The sequence below is a fragment of the Streptomyces narbonensis genome, from assembly GCF_014649015.1.
Taxonomy (GTDB): Bacteria; Actinomycetota; Actinomycetes; order Streptomycetales; family Streptomycetaceae; genus Streptomyces; species Streptomyces narbonensis.
Map to the genome: position 1 here is coordinate 163,235 of NZ_BMSF01000008.1, position 20,045 is coordinate 183,279.

The following is a 20,045-nucleotide window of genomic DNA, read 5'->3' on the forward strand; positions in this document are numbered from 1 at the left end:
GACCTCAGGGGGAGGGGGACGGTTTCACGTGAAACAGCGCGGCCCCGTTCTCGTACAGGACCCGCCGCAGCCAGTCGTCCCCGAGCCCGAGACGTTCGAGGGCGTGGAGCTGGTGGGCGTACGGGTAGGGGATGTTCGGGAAGTCGGAGCCGAGGAGGATCCGGTCTCCGAGGTCGGCGAGCCGACCGAGCTCCGCCGTCGGGAAGGGCGCGAGCCGCTCGCTGAAGTCGGTGAAGGCCATGGTCGTATCGAGGCACACGCCCTCGTACCGCTCGGCCAGGGTCAGGAAGTCGCCGTACTCGGGCATCCCCATGTGCGCGACGATCACCCGAAGCCGTGGGTGGCGGGCGAGCAGCCGCCCCATGGGTCCGGGCCCCGTGAACTTCCCCGGGGTGGGCCCTGAGCCGCAGTGGACGACGGCGGGCGTACCGCTGTCGGCGAGCGTTCCCCACACCGAGTCGAGCAGCGGGTCCGTCGGGTCGAAACCGCCGACCTGGAGGTGGACCTTGAAGACCCGGGCTCCGGCGCCGAGCGCCTCGCGGACGTAGGTGTCTGCGCCCGGCTCGGGAAAGAAGGTCGCGGTGTGGAGGCAGTCGGGGGTGCGGGCGGCGAAGTCGGCGGCCCAGGCGTTCAGCCAGGCGGCCATGCCGGGCTTGTGCGGGTAGAGCATCGCGGTGAAGGCGACCGCTCCGAAGCCGCGGAGGATCGCGAGCCGGCGGTCCTCCTCCTCGCGGTAGGTGATGGGCCACTCCAGGCCCGTCAGGGGGCCGGCGGAGTCGAAGTAGGCCCACACCTTGTCGAGGACGTTCTGCGGCATGAAGTGCGTGTGCACATCGACGAGCCCCGGGACCCCGAGCCGCCTGATCAAACCCGGGATGTCACTCTCGCTGCTCGCGCTACTCCCGCTCAAAGCTGTAGCTCCGCTCGACCTTGGCGATGTGGATGCTGTAGCTGTCGTACCACTCCTCCCGCCCGCGCGCCTTTGCTTCCCGGTGCTCGGAGTTGAGCCGCCAGGCGTCGATGGCCTCCAGGTCGCGGAAGTACGCGACGGTGATGCCGATACCGCCGGGGTTGCGGGCGGAATCGGAGCCGAGGTACCCGGGGATCTTTGCGACGAGCTCCTCCATACGGTCCGAGGTCTCGGCGTAGTCCTCGAGGTCCTCGGGGCGGAGGGAGGTGAACACGACGTTGTAATAAGGCGGTTCCAGGCCCGCCACCAGCTTCGGAGTCATGTGATCACCCTCGCCGGGACCGGGCCGGGATGTCCACGGTCGCCGGTCAAAGGGATCCAGAACTTTACGAAGGGCCGCACGAAGGGTCAGAAGAGCTCTCCCTGGGCGCTCTCCGGCTCCGCCGCCGGCATCGGCGTCACGGGAACGGAGAACCCGTCGTCCTCCCCCGCCCCCTGGAGCGCCCAGCCCCCCATGAGCCGGGTGTCGAGGGCGACGCAGCGCCCATCGGGGGTGAACAGGTGCAGATCGGGCCCGGCGGCGGCGAGCAGCCGCCCGGTGACGACACCGCCGTCGACGAGCTCGGTGACCGTGCCGCCGAGCGGCGGCAGCCCGTCGAGACGGAAGGCCCCGGCATGGTCGCGGAAGACGAAGTCCAGCGGCTCCAGGGTCTCCGTCCACCCCCCGACCGCCCGCGCGCGCCGGTGCAGCTCGCCGACCTCCCGGGCCCGCTCCTCGACGGCCGGCAGGACGTGCCGTACGGCCCGCTTACGCTCGTACGCGATCCGGTCGGGCACGCCGAGCGCCTGCCGCAGCACCTCCTCGGTCCGGCGCGCGGCCATGAGGGGCCCGCGCCCCAGCCAGCTGAAGGCGACGGCCCCCTGCTCCAGGAGCCGGGCCTCGCCACGAGCCTCGGCGGTGATCCCGACCTTGGTCATGCCGGGCCCGAACCAGGCCAGGTAGACGCGGTACGGCTGCGGATCGTCGAGGAGGGTGTCGGCCGCGACCGAGTGCGCCCGGTCGAGCCGCGCGCACTCGGGGCACCGGCCCCCGGTGGCCCGCCCGGACACCACGGCCTCCAGGGGGCAGGGGTTGCTCCGGGCGCCGGGGCAGCGCCGCACGCCGACGGCCCGGAAGCCGAGCTGCTGCCCGTACGCGAGGGTGCTCACCCGGCCGCCGCGCCACCGCAGCCCGGGCACACCACCGGCCCAGCCGAGCCCCCGACACCACCACTCCACCGACCCACGCCTCCCTACCCCGCTGTGGAGTCCAGTCTCCGCCACGGAGGCCCGGGACCCACACCCTCAACGCACGCCGCCCGGGCCCCCCGCCCACTCAACGCACGCCGCCCGGACCCCGGCACACCCAGCGCACGCCGCCCCAACGCGCACCGCCCGGACCCGGCCCACCCAGCGCAACGCACACCCGCCCGCCCCCGGCCCATTCACCCTTCCCACTCGCCCTTCCCACTCGCCCTTCCCGCTCTCCCTTCCCGCCCCTCAAGGCAGAACGTAGATCCGAGCGCCGTCGGGATCCGGAGACCCCACCTCACGCATGCAGCCGCGCTCCAGGAGGATCCGGACGCACGCGCTGACGCGCTCGCCGGACAGACCGGTGCGGAGGGTGACGTCCTGGGGCCGGTAGCGGACCCCGCCCCGCACGAGCGCGGGCGCGAGGCAGCAGGCGACGGTGCGGGTGTCGCCGGTGATGGCCCAGGACTCCACGAGCTGCTGCGGGGTGAGCGCGGCGACGGCGGCGCCGGTGCGCTGCCGGGGCACCGCGAGACGCGCGAGGGAGTCGGCGGCCCTCGCGAGGTTCTCGCGTGTCTCGCGGAGCAGCTCCGCGCGGTCGGCGTCCTCCTCGTAGGCGGCGTGCATGGCGGCCTGCTCGTCGAACTCGCCCTCCAGCCGTACGAGCTCGTCGAGGAGCTCCGGTGGCAGGAGGAACCCGGTGTGGACCGGAGAGGGTTCGAGCCCGTAGCCGCCGTCCCGCTGGACCGCCGCCACGACCTCCGCGACCCACGCCCGGAACGGCCCGGCCTCGGGCCTGCGGCAGGCGGCCACGAGCTGGACGAGCCCGGGGACGTTCACCATGCGCGCCGAGGCCCGGACGCCGCTGAGGGCGAGTATCGCGGCGCTCCCGGCGAGCTCCCCCGCCCCCGCGAGGCACCACCCGGGAAGGACCACGGTCCGCAGCGCCTCCCGTGTCCCGGGGTATCCGAGCCGCTTCGCCACGTCCACGACCGGGAACCAGTGCGTCCCGTCCGGGGCGGTCAGCCGTCTCAGACGCGCCCCGGTGGCGACGTACACCATGTCATCGATGTCGATCGCGTCCATCGATCATCACCTCCACCTCGCAAGCTAGGCCGAGGGCATATTCAACTGACATGCAAATCAGACAGGTTCACCCAAAAAGGGGAAGGCCCCCGGAATCCCGAGAGCCTTCCCCATGTCCCTGACGGGTCCTGCGCCGCGCCCTACCTGGCGACGAACTGCGTGAGGATCGCCTGGACTTCGTAGATGTCGACGCCCTTGGTGAAGGTCTTCTGGACGGGCACGGCGTTGCCCGAGATCCAGATCTTCAGCTCGGCGTCGAGGTCGAAGGTGCCGGCGGTCTCGACGGCGAAGTGCGTGATGCTGCGGTACGGGATCGAGTGGTACTCGACCTTCTTGCCGGTGATGCCCTGCTTGTCGACGAGCACGAGACGCCGGTCGGTGAAGAAGATCGTGTCGCGGATCAGCAGGTACGCGGCGTGCACCTGCTCCCCCTGCCCGAGCAGCCGCGCGTAGTCCTGCTGCGCCTGCGCCGGGTCGATCGCGTGCGCGTTACCGAAGAGTGCCATGTCCGAACCCCCACTGATGAAGAGAAAGGACGATCATCAGACCTCCGTACGTCTCGACGCAAGGGACACCCAAGTGCCGAGACCCTTGCGTCACATCTCCGGAGGGAAGAGACATGACGACGCCGGTTGCCGGACCAGGACGCGACCAGCAGTCCGGCCCCGCCAGGGAGCGGAGGCGCGGCGCCGGGCGGCGGGCCCTGCTGTTCGCGGTGACCGCGCTGGCGGCCGGCGCCGTGGGAGTGGGCGGCACGGTGCTCCACCAGCGGATCACCGCTCCGGACACGTCCGCGGTCGACGCCCAGGCAGCCGAGATCGCCGAGGCACTGCGCGGAGAACTGACGACGGGCTTCTACTCGGGGCGCGGTTCCCACGGCGGGCAGTTCACCGAGGGCACGCTCGTCGCCCAGGTCCAGGAACACGGCGGAGTACTGCTGAGCGCCGACACCGACCTGACCCGGGCCCCCGACAAGACCCACACGGCGGACGTGATGCTCGGCCTGGTGCCCCCGAGCGAAGGGACGGTCGCCGCAGCCGCCTACCCGGTCCGCTGCTACCGCTACACCTTCGGCATCGGCTCGTACAGCGTGAAGCATTCCGGCATGACGTGCCCGGCCTCCCGGACCGACGGCCTGCCCGGCAGCCTCGCGGCACAGATGGGCATGCTGCTCACCCAGCAGCCCACCGGCACGCGCCCGTACCGACCGAGGTCGACCCAGGGCTACGCCCACACCCCGAAGGGCGCCGTGGACTTCCTGAAGGAGGAGCACGTGATCGGCACGGACGACTCGGTGAGTGCACTCTCAGGCGGGACCACCGCCGACGGCGCGTACGTCCTCGCCCTGCGCCTCGACAACGTCTGCCACTACCTGCGCATGGACGCCTCGCCCGAGCGGTCCGACCTGATACCCCTGTGGTCCGCCCCGGCCGACGAACAGCAGTCCTGCGACCTCCAACAGGCCACGACCGCCGCAACCCTCCACGGCACCGACCCGGCCAAACAGCGCTGACCCCCAACGGCCGCCCCCGCGGCCGTACCACCCGCACACACAACGCAAGAGGCCCGGACTCTCGTCCGGGCCTCTTGTCTATGTGCACTCGGCAGGATTCGAACCTGCAACCTTCTGATCCGTAGGCGCGTGCTGCCCCGCAAAGCAGGCCGGGAAAGCGGCGGAACGCGAGGGCTACGACACCAAGCCGAAACCGCCGGGTCCATCGATGTCCGCCGACGTACGTGGCTGTTGATGTCAGCCGCTGATGTCACTCGCTACGGGCGGACGTAGACCACCGTGGCGTCGTCGTGCGGCTTGCTGCGCGGCCAGCGGGCCATGGAGGCGTCCCCCCGCTCCGCGTCACGCACCCGCTCGATCAGCCGCTCCGGCCCCTGCTCTTCAAGGATATCGAGGCACCCCGACCAGTCCGCCAGGGCGAAGGTGGTCGTGAGTCGCGCCGCGCCATCCGTCAGTAGGGCGGCCCGAGTCACATCCCCTCTGGGGTAAGTGCCGTGCAGAGCCGCGCCGGCGGCTTGCGGGGCCGCCGCCGCCACCCAATAGCCACCCGGTCGATTCCGAAGTGCGCGCTCGGCCCGCACAAGGCGCGCGTGGAGCTGGCGCCGCTGCTCGGACCCCGGCGCCGCGGCTTTCATGGCAGCCCGCTCCTCCCCCGCCACCAACGCCAGCCGGTCGTCTGAGATCGCTTCCACCGAACCCCCGTGCTCGACGACGACGGTGCAGTCACCCAGCACCAGCCATTCCACGACGCCCTCACGTACCCGAAGCATCGCGAGCGTCGCCGAGGGAGAGAGAGGATCATCAACGGCACAGGTACCGCGATGCAGCTCTGCCGTGTCCCCGATCGCTGAGGCCAGGGCATCCGGGAGTGGCCCACTACCGCTCGCCGCCGAACGTAGCGCCGTTCCTAGGGTCGCGGCGAACCATGAGACGCCATGGACGCACGGGGCGTGCAGCTCATCGGGTATGCCTGCGCCGTCCAGAAGTACGGCCACGCCGTCGCCCCAGGTCGCGAAGTCTTCGTTTCCCCGACCCGGGCAACTGCTGCTGAACGCCTCGACACGCACGTCAAACAGCCTCATGAAGCAGTACGCCGCTCGCCGATCGACTCGCCTTCACCGACTTGTCTTCAGGGGAGTAGTCGCACGCCACGACCATGGAGAACGGTTCAGTGCCCGCCTGCTCATAGAGGGAGGCAAGGTTCTCGGTCAGATAGTGAGCCACGCCCAACGACCCAACGGCATGGACACCGGCGATCAGGATGAACGTCCCCTGCCCGTCCGGTCGGGGAAGCCTTCCTAGATAGGCAACGTCGGCCGGCACCGGTTTCTGCGGGTCGTCGCTCGGCGACATGTACGTCTTGCCGCTCTCCCGCTCGGCAAGTGCCCACCGCCCATCAGGCAGAGTCTCGAACGAAAGCCGAGGGTCCTGGCTGAGTGCGGCAGCAGCAGCCGCCGAGGACTTCGGCCCGCAGACGACGACGAGATCATCACGGTTCAGGTCGATCTCCCCTGAGACCGGGATGTACTGGAGCTCCCCTTCGAGCTGGAGGCTTTGGGCCAGAGCCAACATCTTCTGCCCTGTCGAGCTGTCTTCCACCGCCACGTACTCCCGCTCACCCGGTCGCGTCGGGACAGCCACCTGCACGTGCTGGGTTCCAAGGAACGCCCGCTCCGGCGGCGGGCCTGAGTCCCGAAGCTGAGAGACACGGGCTCGGCTCACCCCCATGAGCTTCGCGACGTCAGCCATGGAGTGACCGTTTTTCCTCAGCCACGCGATGCTCTCTTTGCGCATGCGTGAGGTCTCAATGACGGCGGATTGCAGCTCTGTCATGAGATCAGCAGCGGCTTTGACGCGCAGGGCGTGGTCCTGCATCGCCGAGACTCGTCGAACTTCCTCGATCAATGTCCGCCTCGCGTATCGGCTCAGGGGAGTACCTCTTCAGACCCATGTTAAGGGGGGGTTGACATCAACCGCCAGCCACCGCCATGCTCTGTGGCAACCCCCCCTTAACAGGAGGGGCTCCGGACGGCTCGGGTGGTAACCCCCCCTTGCCAGGTGCGTGACGCCCGGAGGGCTGGTGAAGCGGCTCGATGGAAGCGACCGCTCTTTGAGAACTGAACAGCGGACACACAGAACGACAGGCATCTGCGACAAGCCGCAGGCCCTGCCGCACGAGCAGCAAGCACCTTTTCCCAATCCGTCCTTGTGGGGCGGACAAGTGATCCGTACGTGCGGTGAGACAAGGGCAGAGATCGCGACCTACGCCACGCACCATGTCCGCCCCTGGAGGCCGACGTGAAGCGACGAAAACCTTGGGCGCCACTCCCGCTGGACCGGCGGGGTGGCTGCGCCCACCGCGTCATCTGACCAACCCCGCAGCCGCTCGGCGGCTGCGGCCGGTTGCCTCCTCCGCCCGTCCGGGCCCCGTTCGCGGGGTGCCGTACGGGCGGGGTTGAGGGGAGCCGGATGGTTCCCAACGGCGAGAGGCCCCGGAGCGGCTACTCCGGGACCTCGTTCGGGCCGTTCCTCTCTGGAAGGAGCACGACCCATGAAGTCCATCATCACACTCCCCGTGTCGAGTGCGGGGCTGTCGTTCGACGGTGAGCCGTCGGACGCGGAGCTGGACGCGATCGAGCTGGAGATGCCGCTGATCGTGGCGGAGGTTGACCTGCTCGACGTGGAGATCGCCCTGCTGAATCGGCCGGTGTCCGTGCTGGACGGCCGCCGGGTGCGTCGGGCCCGTAACCGGGTCCTGGCTGAGCGTCGGGACCTGACCAACCGCGTGGCCGGCCTGGGCGGTGCGGCGTGAACGCCCGGACGCTCGCGGACCTGTCCGTGCCGCTGACCGCGCTCCTCGTCCTGGAGGCGAAGTTCCAGCACCTCCCGGCGCCGTGCCTGGAGGTGTCGACGATCTTCCCGGACCGGCTGGAGCTGGCGTTCCACTGCGACGACTTCGCCGCGTTCGAGACCTGGCGCGAGGCCCTGAACATGACGCCGGCCGACGTCGAGCACCGTGTTCAGGGCGACGGCGCGACGGCCGTCCGGCGTGTTCACGGCACCTTCGCCGGGGCCCGTATCCGGCTCGTCGGCTTCGCGCCGATTCCCGAGCTGGAGCCGGTCGCGGCTGGGTTGGGGGCGTCGTGAACGGTCGTGTTCAGATCCGTTCAGCGGAGCGTGCGCTGAGCGTGGGCACATGGATGATCGTGTGCGGCGCGATGCTGTACTCGGTCCTCACCGTGACCCCGCTGATGCGTGCCCACACCCCGGACGGGTGGAAGTGGACAGCGCCGATCCTCCCCCTCGTCGTCGATGCCGCGGTGGTCATCGTCGTGCGTCTCGACTCCGTCCTGGCCCGCCTGGGCGGGGACGGGGGCCGGTGGCCGGTGATTCTGCGGTGGATGACCGGGGCCATGACCCTGGCCCTGAACATCGCCGACTCCGCGTTGAAGAAAGACCTGGTGGGGGCGGCGGTCCACTCGGTGGCGCCGCTGCTGCTGATCGTGACCGCTGAGACCGGCCTCGCCTACCGCCAGGCCATCACCACCGCTCTGAACGCCGCCGCCGAGCGGGAACGCGCCGAACGGCTGCAGCGCGAGCAGACGGCCCGGGAGCGTGCCGAGGCGGAGGAGCGCAAGGCGCGGGAGGCGCGGGAGTTCGAGGCTCGCATGGTGCGTGAACAGCGTGAGCATGAGGCCCAATTGGCTCGTGAGCAGGCTGAGCGGGAGGAGCGTTCCCGGCTGGCCGAGTCCGAGCGTCGTGAGGCGGCTGAGCGTGCGGAGCGTGAGGCTCGTGAACGCGGTGAGCGTGAGCGTGAACAGCAGCGGCTGGAGCGTGAACGCCGTGAACACGAGGCCGCCGAACGTGCCCGCCGGGAGCGTGCGGAACGCGAGGAGCGGGCCCGCCGTGAACAGCGTGAGCAGGCTGAACGGGCCGAGCGTGAACGCGCTGCCCTGCTGGCCACCGGGCCCGTGAACACCAAGCAGGACGAGGAGACGGCTCGCCGCACGGTGGCCGCCGCGTTCGCCGCCAATGTGCCGGTCAGGCAGGCGGCTGAGCTGTGCGGCTGGTCGGTCGGCTGGGTCTCCGCCCGCTACCAGGAACTCCGCGAGGACGACCCCGCCCGCTCCCTGGAAGGAGCCGCCCAGTGAAGCTCTCCCCGATCTCCAACCCGCCCGAGCCCACCAACCTGCTGATCCGCCTGCACAACCAGGTAGGAGCCGCCGTCGACGTCACCGGCACCACGGCATACCTGGGATCGCGCTGGCACTGCCACGGCTGCGGCGACCGCTCCGACATGCCCGCGCTGGACAGCCTCAGCTTCACCCGCCGCAAGGCGAACGAGCACGCCACAGACTGCCGCGCGTCCTACCACCGGCTCGGCTGATGGCCAGCCTGCCCACCTACCGGTGGCGACTGGCCCCCGACGGATACGCGACGTTCCGGCAGCTCCGCGCGCTCGGTCTGCGGCCCGGCGGTCAGGACGTCGCCGCCCAGCTCGAACGCCCCCGCCGCCGGCGCGGCGCTCTCGTCGCGTTCCTCTACCGGGTCGATCTGGCGTTGCCGGTCCGGCCGATGACCCCGGCGAAGCAGGCCGCGCTCGCCAAAGCGAACGCGGCCCGGCGGATGTGCCCCGAGTGCGGGCGGGATGCCGGGTATCGGATCCCGTCCTCGCTCGGCACGTGCGTCCCCTGCGCCGACAACCCGTCCCAGCTCGCTGCCTGACCTGGAGGAACCGCATGGAGAACAACGGCCGGCAGGGCTCGCACATGTACGTGCTGACCCTGCAGAACGACGGCGGGCACGTCTGCACGTTGTCAGGCACCTTCAGCCCGCTCGCCGGATGGAGCCGCCACGACTTCTACACGCAGCTCCGCACGGACGCCTCTCGCCGCTACCCGTCGATGGCCAGCGCCACCGTCCTGTACTTCTCGCTGGACAAGAACACCCTCTGACCTGCACATCTGACAGGGCCCGGCCCCCAGCCTCCACAGCTCGGCCGGGCCCCTGATCTCCCAAGGGAGGTTGCAAGGATGACGGACATCAGTACCGAGCCGGTAGTGGGCACCCACACCCCGCCGGTCCCACCCGCCCCCGCCCCGGTGGCGGTGGAGCAGCCGGTGCAGGAGACCCGCCCGGTTGCGCACACGCCGGGCGGCTGGCCGGTGGTCCCGCTGGCGACCACCGGCGCCAACAGCACCATCGGCGCGGTCGCCGCCACCGCGCTCGCCACCGGCCCCGCAGGCGCCGTGCTCGCGGTCGCCGGTGCGGCCCTCGTCGGCGGCGCCGTCCTGGCCCGCCGCGCGACCCGCAACCGCACGGCCAAGACGACCAGCCGCGCCGGGGCCAAGATCCCCACCCCGCGCCGCACCCCTCGCCCCACCACCACTACGGCCGCCAACTCTCCGGCGCCGTACCGTCGCTCCACCACCCCAAAGAGGGGCGGGACGACCCCGTCTCGGACCTCAAAGGGGCACACCGGCACCGCCGGAGGGGCGTCTTCGCCCGTCACGCCGAAGAGCTCCAAGAACCGGATGGGGCAGGTCAAGGCTCTGCGGCAGGCCGCCCGGACCGCACCGAAGAACGGGACGACGCGGGCGGAACGGCGGGCGGCGGATGTGCAGAACCGCCGCGCGATCGCTGACACTCGCCGAGGCACCGCCCCGGCGCGGCTGAGCAGCCCCAACCCGCCCCGCACACCCGGCACCGGCACCGGCACCGGCCGGAAGAACAGCCCCAGCGGCCCTTCCAGCAGCGGCACCAGCGGTGGAATCAGCTGGAAGGGCAGCCCCGCCGGCCGGTCCGGCAGCGGTACCAGCGGTGGTTCCGGCCGTAAGGGTGGTGGTTCCAAGTCGTCCGGCAGCCGCGGTTCTTCGTGGCTGGGCGGGAAGGTCCGAGCGGGTCGGGACACGGCCGTCGAGCGGGTCCGTAAGGCGCGGGACCGCTCGGCCGCACAGGCTGTGGAGAACGGCCGCGAGCAGGTCCGTGCCGGTCTCAAGGCGAAGCAGGCTCGCGCGGCGAAGAAGGGGGTCCGTAAGGATGCCCGGCGGCAGCTGTGGCGGTCCGCGGCCCGTAAGCAGGGCCGCCGTCTCCTGGCCGCGGCCCTCGCCGCCCCGCTGGGGGTGGTGGGTCTGGTGTCGACGCCGCTCGGCCGCAAGCTCGGGATTACGTCGATCCAGCAGCCGGGGCGGCGCTTGTACCGGCGGATGCTGCGCACGGCCGACGAGCAGAAGGCCGCTCGCGACGCCGAGATCCGCGAGGGCCTCGCCGAGGCCGAGACGGCCATCGATGCCGAACTCTCCGACGAGCAGGAGGAGATCGGCGGCACCGTCCAGCGGCCCACCGCCCTCAACCGCCCCACCAACACCACCACCCCTACCGGGTCTTCTTCGTCGTTCCTGGAGGTCGACATGTCTGGCTTCAAGTTCGAAGTGGCCGCCGCCGAGATGGAGTCGGCGGCCCGCAGTTACGCCCCCGACACCGCGATGGAGATCCTCGCCATGGTCGAGGGCCTGCCCGCCGCGCTCGCGTCGGTCGCGAACACCTTCCGCATCCTCGCCGAGCGCTCCGACACAGAGTTCCCGCTGGAGAAGGACATTGCCGGGGGCTTCGACGAGATCTACGGCGCCCTGATGCGGTCCGTCGACGCCGCCGGGGACCTCGCGCCGCTGTTCCGTCACGTCCACGCGCAGGACATCGCCCGTCACGAGGACCCCCGCAACGGACACGAGGCCGAGAAGGGCTGGAACGTCTGACCATGACCACCACCGACACCCCCACCACCGCGTCGGGGCCAGTGTGGGACTGGGCCGCCGGTCACGGACCCGTGACCGGCGCCCTGTCCGCCACCACCGGCGCGTTCGCCCTCGCCACCACCGGCGCCGCCACCGGCATGCCCCCCACCTGGGCCCTCGCCGTCGGCACCGCCGGCGCCATCGGCCACACCATCAGCACCTTCCGCGAACGCCTCTCCGCCCGCACCGCCACCCTCCGCGCCTCCTCCTGGCTGCTCGGCGCCGGGTGGACGACGTGGGCCATGACGTCCGGCCCGCTGACCTGGGCCGCCATCGGATCCCTCGCCGCCCTCGGCGTCGGCATCGGCACCGCCGCCCGCTCCACCGCCCTGTACGAGGACGCCCGGGAGCTGGAGCTGATCGCGCTGGCCGACCGGCAGGTGTCCGCCGAGCTCCACGCCGAGCGCCGCACCCTCGCCGCCGAATGGGTCGAGCGCGTCCAGCGCGTCAGCAACGTGACGCTGACGGTGCTGGCGATCGAGAAGTGGCCCACCGGCACCGGATTCACCATCGACGCCGAACTGCCCGGCGCCACCACCTACGACCAGATCGCCCGCGACTCCGCCCGCCTGTCAGCCGACGCCCGACTCCCGCACGGCTGCACCGTGGCAGCCACCCCCGGCATCCACCAAGGCCGCGTCCTCATCGACGTCTCCACCGTCAACGTCCTGGCCGGCGAGATCCCCTACCCCGCCGACTACAGCCGCCTGTCGATCCACACCGGCCTGCCCTGGGGCGTCCGTTCCGACGGCCGCGAAGTCCTCACCTACCTGCGCGAACAGTGCGCCCTCGTCGTCGGGCCGACCGGGTCGGGCAAGACCAACATGGTCCACAACATCATCAGCGGCTTCGCCCGCGCCGAGGACATCCTGACCTTCGTCATCGACCTCAACGCCGGATCCGCCGGCCTCCCCTGGGTCCGCCCCGCCCTCAACGCCCCCAGCAACACCGGCGTGGAGACGCGGCCCGGGATCGACTGGCTCGCCTCCACCCCCGAGGAGGCGGCACTGATGCTGGACGCGGCGATCCGGATCGGGAAGCACCGCAAGGTCGTCTACCAGGACCTGATGGCACGGGAGAACACCGACCTCCTGCCGATCTCCGCGCAGATCCCGCAGATCATGATCCTGATCGACGAGGGCGCCGAGATCCTCATGAGCAACGACCCGCAGATGCGCAAGCTCGCCGACAAGATCCTGGAAGTGATCCGGCAGCTCCGAGCCATGGGCATCCGCACCGTCCTCACCGCGCTCGGCGCCACCGGAGCGGTCCTGGGCAACCTCATGATCCGCCGCGAGGCCAAAGCCCGCGTCTGCCTCACCGGCGGCGAGGTCGAGGGCATGGACCTGGGCAAGATCTTCCCGGGTGCCCGGGGGCTCAAGCCGGAGCAGGCGCCGTTCCAGGGCGCCGGGTTCATCGGCACCCCCGAATCCGCACCGGGGCTCTTCAAGTCCTGGCGGATCCTGCCCCAGCAGATCGCCGACATCGTCCACGCCACCTCCGACCGACACCCCTGGCTCGACGACAACTCGGCCAAGGCCGCCGGCCCCGCCTACGCCCGCCGCTGGGACACCACCCGCACCGCATGGATGAACACCACCACCGTCACCTCCGTGGCGGAAGCCGCGGCTGCTCCGGCGACCGACGAGCAACCGACACGACCGGGCGGGCTGAACCTGTCCGCGCTCCGTGGCGCTCCCACCGCTCCGGTCTCGGATGAGGATGCGCTCGCGGCCCAGTTCATGGCGCAGATCGACGCCCAGTTCGGCACCACAACCGAGACCGCACCCAACGTGGATGAGGAGCCCGAGCAGCCGCACGGGCTGAACCTGTCGGCGTTCCGCAACGAGCAGCAGGACAGCGAGGCCCGGCAGGCCGCGCTCGCGGTGCTGCTCGCCGCCGGACCGGAAGGCACCGGTGCATCCGCCATCGCCCGGGCCCTCGCCGACACACACGGCACCACCCGGCAGACCATCGCCGGATGGCTCAAGGAGTGGGCCGAAGACGGCACCACCGTACGGACCGGGACCGGCACCAAGACCCGCTACGTCCACCACCGCCACGCCCCCACCCAGGACTAACCGAGCCCGCTTGTCGCCCTGTCCCGCGAAGGCCCGCAAGCGGGCCCCAGCGGGCCGGAAACCGGCTTTGACCTGGAAGGCGACAAGCGACAAGACAAGACAAGCGACAAGCCACACGACAAGCCAGCCGACAAGCGACACGACAAACAGCCAACCGGGCAGCACCCACCACACGGGGTGCTGCCCGGAGCGCTGAAAGGGGCACCTTGTGTACGAGCCGACCGCGTACGAGATCACCACCCCGCACACCTACCTCCCGCCGCAGACGCCCGCCGTCCGGCCGGTGCTCCTGCCCGCCGACATCCCGCCCGGCGTCAACTGGGTCACCCTCCCCAACGGCGTCCGCACCCTCGCCTACACCCACCCCACGGCCCCGCCGCAAATTCCGGTTACCGCCCCGCAGCCGATCCCCGCATGGGCCAAGACCACCGCCCTACTCGCCCCCACGATCGGCGGCGGCATCGGCGCCGCCGGCATCGGACTCTCCTACGCCGCCCCGGGACTCATCGCCATGACCCACGCCCTCTGGTCCGCCGCCGCCCTCGTCGTCGCCACCGTCATCGCCATCCCCGTCCTGATCCGCACCGCCCGCCGGGCCACCGGCAACGGGGGCGAGGGCTCGGTGCGGACGACGACCCACATCACCCAGAACATCACCGCCACCGGCCTCTTCGGCCGCGCCAACGGAACCATCAACCATCGCTGACAGCGGAAGGGCGGCCCCCGCATCTCGCCAAAGAACCGGGGCCGCCCTCACTCCTGATCTAGCTGACCGGAGGTATCCAGCATGACTGAATCTCCCCCCTCTCCGCGAGAGGGCAGGGACCTGCCCTCTATCGATATGCCCGGCCTGGAGCTCCTCGCGCACGCGGTGAGCGCCGTCGAGAACGGCTGGCACGTCTTCCCCTTGCGTCCCGGCGACAAGCGGCCCGCCGGCCACGCCGAATCCCGCTGCCCCGGCACCGGCCGGTGCGCGGACGGACACAAGACCCCCGAGCAGCGGGCCACCACAGACCCCGATCTGCTCGCCGCCGCCTGGACCCACGCCCCGTACAACATCGGCATCGCCACCGGCCCGTCCGGCCTGCTCGTGGTCGACCTGGACACGCTCAAGGAGAAGGACGAGAAGGGAACGCCTGACGGCGTCGCCATTTTCGAGGCGCTCTGCGAGCGCGCCGGACAGGCCGTCCCCCTCACCCACCGAGTGCGGACCGCGCGCGGCGGACAACACCTGTACTTCACCCCGCCCGACGGCGTCCGGCTCGGCAACACCGCCGGACGACTCGGCAAGCACATCGACACCCGGGGCTGGGGCGGATACGTCGTCGCCCCCGGCAGCCACACCCCCGACGGGTCGTACGTCGTTCTCGACAGCCGTCCCCCGGTTCCGCTGCCCGGATGGCTCCTGGACGCTCTCACCACCCGCCCCAAGCCCGTCCTGACCGCCCCGGCGATCACCGTAGTGGGCGGTCATCGGGTCGCGGAGGTGGCGCTGGAGCGCGAGACCGCTGCCGTTCGAGCGACTCACGAGGGCGGCAGGAACGCCCAACTCCTGAACTCTGTAAGGGCTGTGGGGCGATTCGTCGCATGGGGAGACCTCCCCCGGGACGTGGCCGAGGAGGCTTTTCAGGTAGCGGGGGAGACGGCGGGACTGCCGCCGGCCGAGTGCCGCTCCACGATCCGCAGCGCCCTGGACTGGTCCATCCGCACCGCCCGCCCCCGGCAGACAGCCGCATGACCAGCCCCGAATCCCCCCACCTGAAAAGCAACGCCGCCACCCCCCACCGGCCCGACGTCGCCGAACAGCCCCGGGAGCGGAAAACGGTGGGCGCCTCGAAGGTCGTCGCCGAAGGCGTCCTTTCTGGTTCTGACCCGCACCCCGCCCACGACGTCCACCCGCTCCTGACCAAAGGGGAAGCCGCATGACCCAGCAGCCCATCGACGGCGCCGCTCTGCTCAACGAGGTGGAGGCCTTCCACCGCAGGTTCAACGTCTTCCCCCGCGAGGGCGCCTACGTCGCCGTCGCCCTGTGGGACGCCCACGCCCACCTGATCGACGCCTTCGACTCCACGCCCCGGATTGCGTTCCTCTCCCCGGAGCCCGGCTCAGGGAAGTCCCGGGCACTGGAGGTGATCGAGACCCTCGTGCCGAACAAGATGGCGGCCGTGGACGCTTCCCCGTCCGCGCTCTTCCGCTCCGTGGCCGGGATCGAAGGCGAGCGGCCCACGATCATCTTCGACGAGATTGACACCGTCTTCGGCCCCAAGGCTGGAGACAACGAACAGCTCCGCGGCTTCCTCAACGCCGGACACCGACGCGGACGGCTGATGTACCGGTGCGTCGGCGACGGCGCCAACCAGACCGTGCAGGGCTTCCCGTCCTACTGCGCCGTGGCCATGGCCGGACTCGGGGGCCTTCCCGACACCATCACCACCCGGTCCGTCATCATCCGCATGCGCCGCCGTGCCTGGAACGAGAAGGTCGAGCCCTACCGGCTGGGGACGCACGAGAAGCAGGGTCACGCACTGCGCGACCGCCTCGCCGCATGGGCCGAGCAGGTCCGCGAGAAGGTCGAGGGAGCCTGGCCCGAGATGCCCGACGGCATCACGGACCGCCCTGCCGACGTGTGGGAGCCTCTCCTGGCCGTCGCCGATGCCGCCGGAGGCGACTGGCCCGAGCGAGCCCGTGCCGCGTGCCTGGAACTGGTCAAGTCGTCCCAGGCCGACGACAGGGCATCTCTCGGCATCCGGCTCCTCACCGACCTGCGCGACCACGTCCTCATCGGCGTCGACAAACTGCCCACCATCGCCGTCCTCGATCGGCTCAACGCCCTGGAGGACGCCCCCTGGGCCGACCTCGACGGCAAGCCTCTCGACAACCGGCGACTGTCCAAGATGCTCAAGGAGTACCGGACCACCGGCGACGAGCCCATCGTCTCCCGCAACATCCGGACCGCCGGCGGCATCCTCAAGGGCTACTACGCCGAGGACCTCCAGGACGCGTGGACCCGCTACTGCCCGCCGCCTGCCCAGAACAGCGCTACATCCGCTACGCCGCTACAGCCCAGCTCACAGCCGGTGCTCGCGTAGCGGCAACCCCACGTGTAGCGGCTACACCCACCCCAACCACCGGCCCATCTTGAGCGGCCCGCAGCAAGGTGTAGCCGCTACACCCGCCCTTCCCGCTACACAGAGCATGCCGCTGACCTGCGATGTAGCGGCGTAGCGGATGTAGCGGACTTTCCAGAGGGGGGCCACAGGCCCCGGCCATCCACCCAGGAGGCACAGGTGAGCATCACGCTCCCGACCAGCCACAGGGCCGTGACCGTCCCGGAAGTCATGGCAGCGCTCAAGTTCAGCCGCAGCAAGGTCTACGACCTGCTCCGCTCCGGCGCCCTGCCCAGCTACACCGAGGGCCGCGCCCGACGCATCCCGCTCGACTCCCTCCACACCTACATCCACAACCGACTTGAGGAGACCGCCTGATGGCCAAGAGGCGCGCCAACGGCGAGGGCACCATCACGAAGCGCGCGGACGGCCGCTATCAGGCCGCCGCCTACGTCTACAGGCCGGACGGCACCCGCGTGCGGAAGTTCGTCTACGGCAGGACCCGCGAGGAAGTGAGCGCCAAGCTCATCGAGATGCAGGACAAGACCCGCCAGGGCATCCCCGCCGCCACGTCGGCGATGCCGTTCGGGGACTACCTGACCTACTGGCTGGGCGCCATCGCCCCGACCCGGCTCAAGCCCGCGACGCTCAACAGCTACGAGGGGCTGTCCCGGCTCTACATCCGGCCCGCCCTCGGCAAGAAGCGGCTCAACCGGCTCTCCCCCACCGATATCCGGCTGTTCCTCGCCGACTTCAAGAACGGCTGCCTGTGCTGCCTGCGCGGGGCGGACGCTGCTCGCCCCGAGGGAAAGCGGAACTGCTGCGCCGTGCACAAGTGCTGCAAGCGCGGCCCCTCGGCGCGGACCGTGCAGTACGTCCACGCCGTGCTTCGCTCGGCCCTCCAGCAGGCCGTCCGGGAGGAGCTGATCGGTCGCAACGTCGCGAAGATCGTGGAGACCCCCACCGTGCAGCGTGAGGAGGTACGTCCGCTCGATGCGGGCGAGGTTCGCATGCTGCTGAAGGCCTCCCGAGACCACCGGCTCTACGCCCTGTGGCTGCTGATGGTCTCCACCGGCCTGCGCCGAGGGGAGGCCCTCGGGCTCACGTGGTCGGACGTCGACCTGAACGCCGGACAGCTCCGGGTCCGCCGGAACCTCCAGCGCATCAAGCGGGAACTGCTCTTCGGCACGCCGAAGACGGCACGGTCGATCCGTACAGTCTCGCTTCCGAAGCGGTGCGTGGACGCACTCCACGCGCACCGCGCGAAGCAGGAGGAAGAGCGGATGGTGGCCGGTGAGAAGTGGAAGCCGTCGCTTCACCAGCCGGGCGGGCTCATCTTCACCACGTCGACCGGCCGGCCGACCGACCCTCGGAGCCTGAACCGCATGCTCACGATCCTGTGCGCCAAGGCGAAGGTCCGCCGGATCAGGGTGCACGACCTGCGGCACACCTGCGCCTCACTGCTACTCGCCCAGGGCGTGGACGCCCGGGTCATCATGGAAACCCTCGGGCACAGCACGATCACGATGACGCTCGACACCTACGCGCACGTCATGCAAACGACGCTGAGGGCCGCAGCCGATCGGATGGACGATGTCCTGGGAGGGGAGCATCCGACTGAGAGCTAGAGCCGGTCGACCGCCTGAGCGCCGATGGCGACCAGAAGGACCACCCCAAAAAATCCTACGATCACTCTCAGCACATCCGGGGAGAATCTTGGATTCACTCCACCGGGGACCCACCGTGCCATCAGGTCGTACGCCCTCAGCCCGAGGTTGCGGTAGTCGAAAGCGATGACGAGCGCACCGACGCTGGACGCGAACGGCACGACGAACGACAGTACCCAGTCGCCCATGCGCGGTCTCCCCTGAGAGGTACCGACTGGGCCGTCGCTCAATCGGCGAAGACGTTGATGTCACCCGCTGATGTCAGAGGCCCCCTGGACGATGTCCAGGGGGCCTCTGAGCTGTGTGCACTCGGCAGGATTCGAACCTGCAACCTTCTGATCCGTAGTCAGATGCTCTATCCGTTAAGCTACGAGTGCTTGTTCTGTTTTCTGTCTTCGCTCCCCGGCCTTTCGGCCCGCTCGCGGCGACAGGAAGAACATTACATGACTGCCGCCGTCATGTGAAATCCATTCACCCCACCCCTTGTGACCTGCGGAAACGCCGCTCGGGGGAAGATCGGGGGGTCGGTGGCCGGAGGCCGCGGGCGGTGGCGCGCGGGGTGGAAACGGGCCGAAAGAGACCGGGGTCACAACCGGGGGCGCGGGTGCTGCGCGACAGGTCCGGGAACGGCCGAAGCCCCGGCCGTGGGGCCGGGGCTTCGGTAGGGGCGGAGGCGGAGGGATTTGAACCCTCGATGGGCTTTAAGACCCAAACCGCATTAGCAGTGCGGCGCCATAGACCGGACTAGGCGACGCCTCCATGCACCCCGCGCATACGCGAGTGGTGCGTGCAGATGATGACACAGGCGAACCGGCTGTCACCAATCGATTCTCACCGTACTAGGCCTTCGGGGTCCAGGGCAAAGCCCTGCGGGCCCCGGCCGCGCCGCGAAGGCCCTGACCGAGGCGTCGTGGACGGGGCCGGACCGGGGCCGCCCGCCCGGCGCACCCCGCTTGCGCAACGCCCCGGCGCCCGGAGCGTTAGAGGGGCGGGACGCCGTGGGTCCGCCCTTACTCGTGCCCGCCCCGCGTCCGATGCCGTGCACCGCCGCTCCAGGAGATCCGTATGCTGCGCCGTCTCGTCCTCGCGACCCTCGCCACCACCGCCGCAGGGAGCGCCGGATTCGGCCCCCTGCCGCCGCTGCCCCTGCTCTCCCCGCCCGACACGCTGACCGTGACCGTCGCCGAGAGCGGCCGGCCCGGTGCCGACGGCACCTTCGAGCTGACCTGCGGCGACCGGGCCGGCGGGACACACCCGGACGCCGAGGACGCTTGCGCGCGTCTGGAGGACCACGCGCAGGCGGGCACGGACCCGTTCGAGGCCGTTCCGCAGGACGCGATGTGCACCCAGGTGTACGGCGGCACCGCCGTCGCACACGTCACCGGAACCTGGCAGGGCCGCAAGATCGACTCCCGGTTCTCCCGCGTCAACGGCTGCGAGATCGCCCGCTGGACCGACCTCCAGCCGGTGCTCCCCGCCCTGGGGCGATGACGCCGGAGAGGCCCGGACGGCGACTCTGGCAACGAACGGCGGGCGGCGGCTCCCTTAGACTCCCCGTGACAGGCTGCGGCCCGAGGGGCAAGATGGGGCCCGCCTG

General features: G+C 70.6%; 23 protein-coding genes and 2 tRNA genes. 15 read left to right on the plus strand and 10 right to left on the minus strand.

Translation table 11 applies throughout. From position 1 onward, the window contains the following. Positions 1 to 4: 4 nt before the first annotated feature. From IE124_RS17295 to IE124_RS17315, 5 genes are all read right to left on the minus strand, one after another. Complete coding sequence (locus IE124_RS17295; protein WP_189508659.1) at positions 5 to 910, minus strand: amidohydrolase family protein; 906 nt, start codon at positions 908 to 910, stop codon at positions 5 to 7. Further along, on the minus strand, positions 897 to 1,232 hold the full coding sequence (locus IE124_RS17300; protein ID WP_189508660.1) for an antibiotic biosynthesis monooxygenase family protein: 336 nt from the start codon (positions 1,230 to 1,232) through the stop codon (positions 897 to 899). The genes IE124_RS17295 and IE124_RS17300 overlap by 14 nt, the downstream gene beginning before the upstream one ends. 86 nt (positions 1,233 to 1,318) lie before the next feature. After that, positions 1,319 to 2,188 (minus strand): DUF2797 domain-containing protein, encoded by an 870-nt coding sequence (locus IE124_RS17305; RefSeq protein ID WP_189508661.1) that lies wholly within the window; start codon positions 2,186 to 2,188, stop codon positions 1,319 to 1,321. Between the two features lie 261 nt (positions 2,189 to 2,449). Then, the gene (locus tag IE124_RS17310) at positions 2,450 to 3,286 is read right to left on the minus strand and encodes a BRO family protein (RefSeq protein WP_189508662.1); all 837 of its coding nucleotides are present in this window, start codon (positions 3,284 to 3,286) and stop codon (positions 2,450 to 2,452) included. A 140-nt stretch (positions 3,287 to 3,426) separates the two neighbouring features. Further along, entirely contained in the window at positions 3,427 to 3,792 is a 366-nt protein-coding gene (locus IE124_RS17315; RefSeq protein WP_189508663.1) for a PH domain-containing protein, read from the minus strand. A 113-nt stretch (positions 3,793 to 3,905) separates the two neighbouring features. On the opposite strand from IE124_RS17315, the gene IE124_RS17320 reads away from it, so the two are divergent. Next, a complete protein-coding gene (locus IE124_RS17320; protein ID WP_189508664.1) occupies positions 3,906 to 4,799 on the plus strand; it encodes a hypothetical protein in 894 nt (297 codons plus the stop codon). 257 nt (positions 4,800 to 5,056) lie between these two features. Here IE124_RS17320 and IE124_RS17325 read toward each other — a convergent pair whose 3' ends face one another. Beyond that, positions 5,057 to 5,881 carry a protein phosphatase 2C domain-containing protein gene (locus tag IE124_RS17325; RefSeq protein WP_150268065.1) on the minus strand — a complete coding sequence of 275 codons (825 nt, stop codon included), beginning with the start codon at positions 5,879 to 5,881 and terminating at the stop codon, positions 5,057 to 5,059. Beyond that, complete coding sequence (locus IE124_RS17330) at positions 5,868 to 6,674, minus strand: sigma-70 family RNA polymerase sigma factor (protein WP_150268067.1); 807 nt, start codon at positions 6,672 to 6,674, stop codon at positions 5,868 to 5,870. The genes IE124_RS17325 and IE124_RS17330 overlap by 14 nt, the downstream gene beginning before the upstream one ends. A gap of 676 nt (positions 6,675 to 7,350) precedes the next feature. On the opposite strand from IE124_RS17330, the gene IE124_RS17335 reads away from it, so the two are divergent. From IE124_RS17335 to IE124_RS17395, 13 genes are all read left to right on the plus strand, one after another. After that, positions 7,351 to 7,611, plus strand: coding sequence for a DUF6284 family protein (locus tag IE124_RS17335; protein ID WP_189508665.1), 261 nt, complete (start codon positions 7,351 to 7,353; stop codon positions 7,609 to 7,611). Beyond that, positions 7,608 to 7,946: a hypothetical protein gene (locus tag IE124_RS17340; RefSeq protein WP_150268071.1), complete on the plus strand. Its 339-nt coding sequence runs from the start codon at positions 7,608 to 7,610 to the stop codon at positions 7,944 to 7,946. The genes IE124_RS17335 and IE124_RS17340 overlap by 4 nt, the downstream gene beginning before the upstream one ends. Next, entirely contained in the window at positions 7,943 to 8,950 is a 1,008-nt protein-coding gene (locus IE124_RS17345; protein WP_150268073.1) for a DUF2637 domain-containing protein, read from the plus strand. Before IE124_RS17340 ends, IE124_RS17345 begins: the two co-directional genes overlap by 4 nt. Further along, complete coding sequence (locus tag IE124_RS17350; RefSeq protein ID WP_150268075.1) at positions 8,947 to 9,186, plus strand: hypothetical protein; 240 nt, start codon at positions 8,947 to 8,949, stop codon at positions 9,184 to 9,186. The genes IE124_RS17345 and IE124_RS17350 overlap by 4 nt, the downstream gene beginning before the upstream one ends. Beyond that, complete coding sequence (locus IE124_RS17355) at positions 9,186 to 9,524, plus strand: RRQRL motif-containing zinc-binding protein (protein ID WP_150268077.1); 339 nt, start codon at positions 9,186 to 9,188, stop codon at positions 9,522 to 9,524. Before IE124_RS17350 ends, IE124_RS17355 begins: the two co-directional genes overlap by 1 nt. A 14-nt stretch (positions 9,525 to 9,538) precedes the next feature. Continuing rightward, complete coding sequence (locus IE124_RS17360; RefSeq protein ID WP_150268079.1) at positions 9,539 to 9,754, plus strand: hypothetical protein; 216 nt, start codon at positions 9,539 to 9,541, stop codon at positions 9,752 to 9,754. A 78-nt stretch (positions 9,755 to 9,832) separates the two neighbouring features. Then, a complete protein-coding gene (locus IE124_RS34940; RefSeq protein ID WP_229832525.1) occupies positions 9,833 to 11,554 on the plus strand; it encodes a hypothetical protein in 1,722 nt (573 codons plus the stop codon). A gap of 2 nt (positions 11,555 to 11,556) precedes the next feature. Beyond that, entirely contained in the window at positions 11,557 to 13,674 is a 2,118-nt protein-coding gene (locus IE124_RS17370; RefSeq protein WP_150268081.1) for a hypothetical protein, read from the plus strand. Between the two features lie 208 nt (positions 13,675 to 13,882). Further along, positions 13,883 to 14,380: a hypothetical protein gene (locus IE124_RS17375; protein WP_150268082.1), complete on the plus strand. Its 498-nt coding sequence runs from the start codon at positions 13,883 to 13,885 to the stop codon at positions 14,378 to 14,380. Positions 14,381 to 14,515: 135 nt separating this feature from the next. Next, positions 14,516 to 15,412, plus strand: coding sequence for a bifunctional DNA primase/polymerase (locus tag IE124_RS17380; RefSeq protein ID WP_189508666.1), 897 nt, complete (start codon positions 14,516 to 14,518; stop codon positions 15,410 to 15,412). 184 nt (positions 15,413 to 15,596) lie between these two features. Beyond that, positions 15,597 to 16,763 carry a DUF3631 domain-containing protein gene (locus tag IE124_RS17385; protein ID WP_150268086.1) on the plus strand — a complete coding sequence of 389 codons (1,167 nt, stop codon included), beginning with the start codon at positions 15,597 to 15,599 and terminating at the stop codon, positions 16,761 to 16,763. Positions 16,764 to 16,961: 198 nt separating this feature from the next. Then, positions 16,962 to 17,159: a helix-turn-helix domain-containing protein gene (locus IE124_RS17390; protein ID WP_150268088.1), complete on the plus strand. Its 198-nt coding sequence runs from the start codon at positions 16,962 to 16,964 to the stop codon at positions 17,157 to 17,159. Continuing rightward, positions 17,159 to 18,409, plus strand: coding sequence for a tyrosine-type recombinase/integrase (locus IE124_RS17395; RefSeq protein ID WP_150268090.1), 1,251 nt, complete (start codon positions 17,159 to 17,161; stop codon positions 18,407 to 18,409). The genes IE124_RS17390 and IE124_RS17395 overlap by 1 nt, the downstream gene beginning before the upstream one ends. Here the strand turns inward: IE124_RS17395 and IE124_RS17400 are convergent. The 3 genes from IE124_RS17400 to IE124_RS17410 form a co-directional block, all read right to left on the minus strand. Beyond that, on the minus strand, positions 18,406 to 18,636 hold the full coding sequence (locus IE124_RS17400; protein ID WP_150268092.1) for a hypothetical protein: 231 nt from the start codon (positions 18,634 to 18,636) through the stop codon (positions 18,406 to 18,408). The genes IE124_RS17395 and IE124_RS17400 overlap by 4 nt on opposite strands. 116 nt (positions 18,637 to 18,752) lie before the next feature. Next, positions 18,753 to 18,825, minus strand: a tRNA-Arg gene (locus tag IE124_RS17405). A 291-nt stretch (positions 18,826 to 19,116) separates the two neighbouring features. Continuing rightward, positions 19,117 to 19,207: transfer RNA gene (locus tag IE124_RS17410), tRNA-Ser, on the minus strand. A gap of 306 nt (positions 19,208 to 19,513) precedes the next feature. Between IE124_RS17410 and IE124_RS17415 the strand changes: the two genes are divergently transcribed. Beyond that, positions 19,514 to 19,939, plus strand: a complete 426-nt coding sequence (locus tag IE124_RS17415; RefSeq protein ID WP_189508667.1) for an SSI family serine proteinase inhibitor — start codon at positions 19,514 to 19,516, stop codon at positions 19,937 to 19,939. The last annotated feature ends 106 nt before the right edge of the window (positions 19,940 to 20,045 follow it).

Bases quoted from the DNA above. Each gene is read 5' to 3' on its own strand.
- IE124_RS17300 (WP_189508660.1), bottom strand. From the start codon at position 1,232: ATGACTCCGAAGCTGGTGGCGGGCCTGGAACCGCCTTATTACAACGTC.
- IE124_RS17310 (WP_189508662.1), bottom strand. From the start codon at position 3,286: ATGGACGCGATCGACATCGATGACATGGTGTACGTCGCCACCGGGGCG.
- IE124_RS17315 (WP_189508663.1), bottom strand. From the start codon at position 3,792: ATGGCACTCTTCGGTAACGCGCACGCGATCGACCCGGCGCAGGCGCAG.
- IE124_RS17320 (WP_189508664.1), top strand. From the start codon at position 3,906: ATGACGACGCCGGTTGCCGGACCAGGACGCGACCAGCAGTCCGGCCCC.
- IE124_RS17325 (WP_150268065.1), bottom strand. From the start codon at position 5,881: ATGAGGCTGTTTGACGTGCGTGTCGAGGCGTTCAGCAGCAGTTGCCCG.
- IE124_RS17330 (WP_150268067.1), bottom strand. From the start codon at position 6,674: ATGCAGGACCACGCCCTGCGCGTCAAAGCCGCTGCTGATCTCATGACA.
- IE124_RS17335 (WP_189508665.1), top strand. From the start codon at position 7,351: ATGAAGTCCATCATCACACTCCCCGTGTCGAGTGCGGGGCTGTCGTTC.
- IE124_RS17355 (WP_150268077.1), top strand. From the start codon at position 9,186: ATGGCCAGCCTGCCCACCTACCGGTGGCGACTGGCCCCCGACGGATAC.
- IE124_RS17360 (WP_150268079.1), top strand. From the start codon at position 9,539: ATGGAGAACAACGGCCGGCAGGGCTCGCACATGTACGTGCTGACCCTG.
- IE124_RS34940 (WP_229832525.1), top strand. From the start codon at position 9,833: ATGACGGACATCAGTACCGAGCCGGTAGTGGGCACCCACACCCCGCCG.
- IE124_RS17370 (WP_150268081.1), top strand. From the start codon at position 11,557: ATGACCACCACCGACACCCCCACCACCGCGTCGGGGCCAGTGTGGGAC.
- IE124_RS17380 (WP_189508666.1), top strand. From the start codon at position 14,516: ATGCCCGGCCTGGAGCTCCTCGCGCACGCGGTGAGCGCCGTCGAGAAC.
- IE124_RS17385 (WP_150268086.1), top strand. From the start codon at position 15,597: ATGACCCAGCAGCCCATCGACGGCGCCGCTCTGCTCAACGAGGTGGAG.
- IE124_RS17395 (WP_150268090.1), top strand. From the start codon at position 17,159: ATGGCCAAGAGGCGCGCCAACGGCGAGGGCACCATCACGAAGCGCGCG.
- IE124_RS17400 (WP_150268092.1), bottom strand. From the start codon at position 18,636: ATGGGCGACTGGGTACTGTCGTTCGTCGTGCCGTTCGCGTCCAGCGTC.
- IE124_RS17415 (WP_189508667.1), top strand. From the start codon at position 19,514: ATGCTGCGCCGTCTCGTCCTCGCGACCCTCGCCACCACCGCCGCAGGG.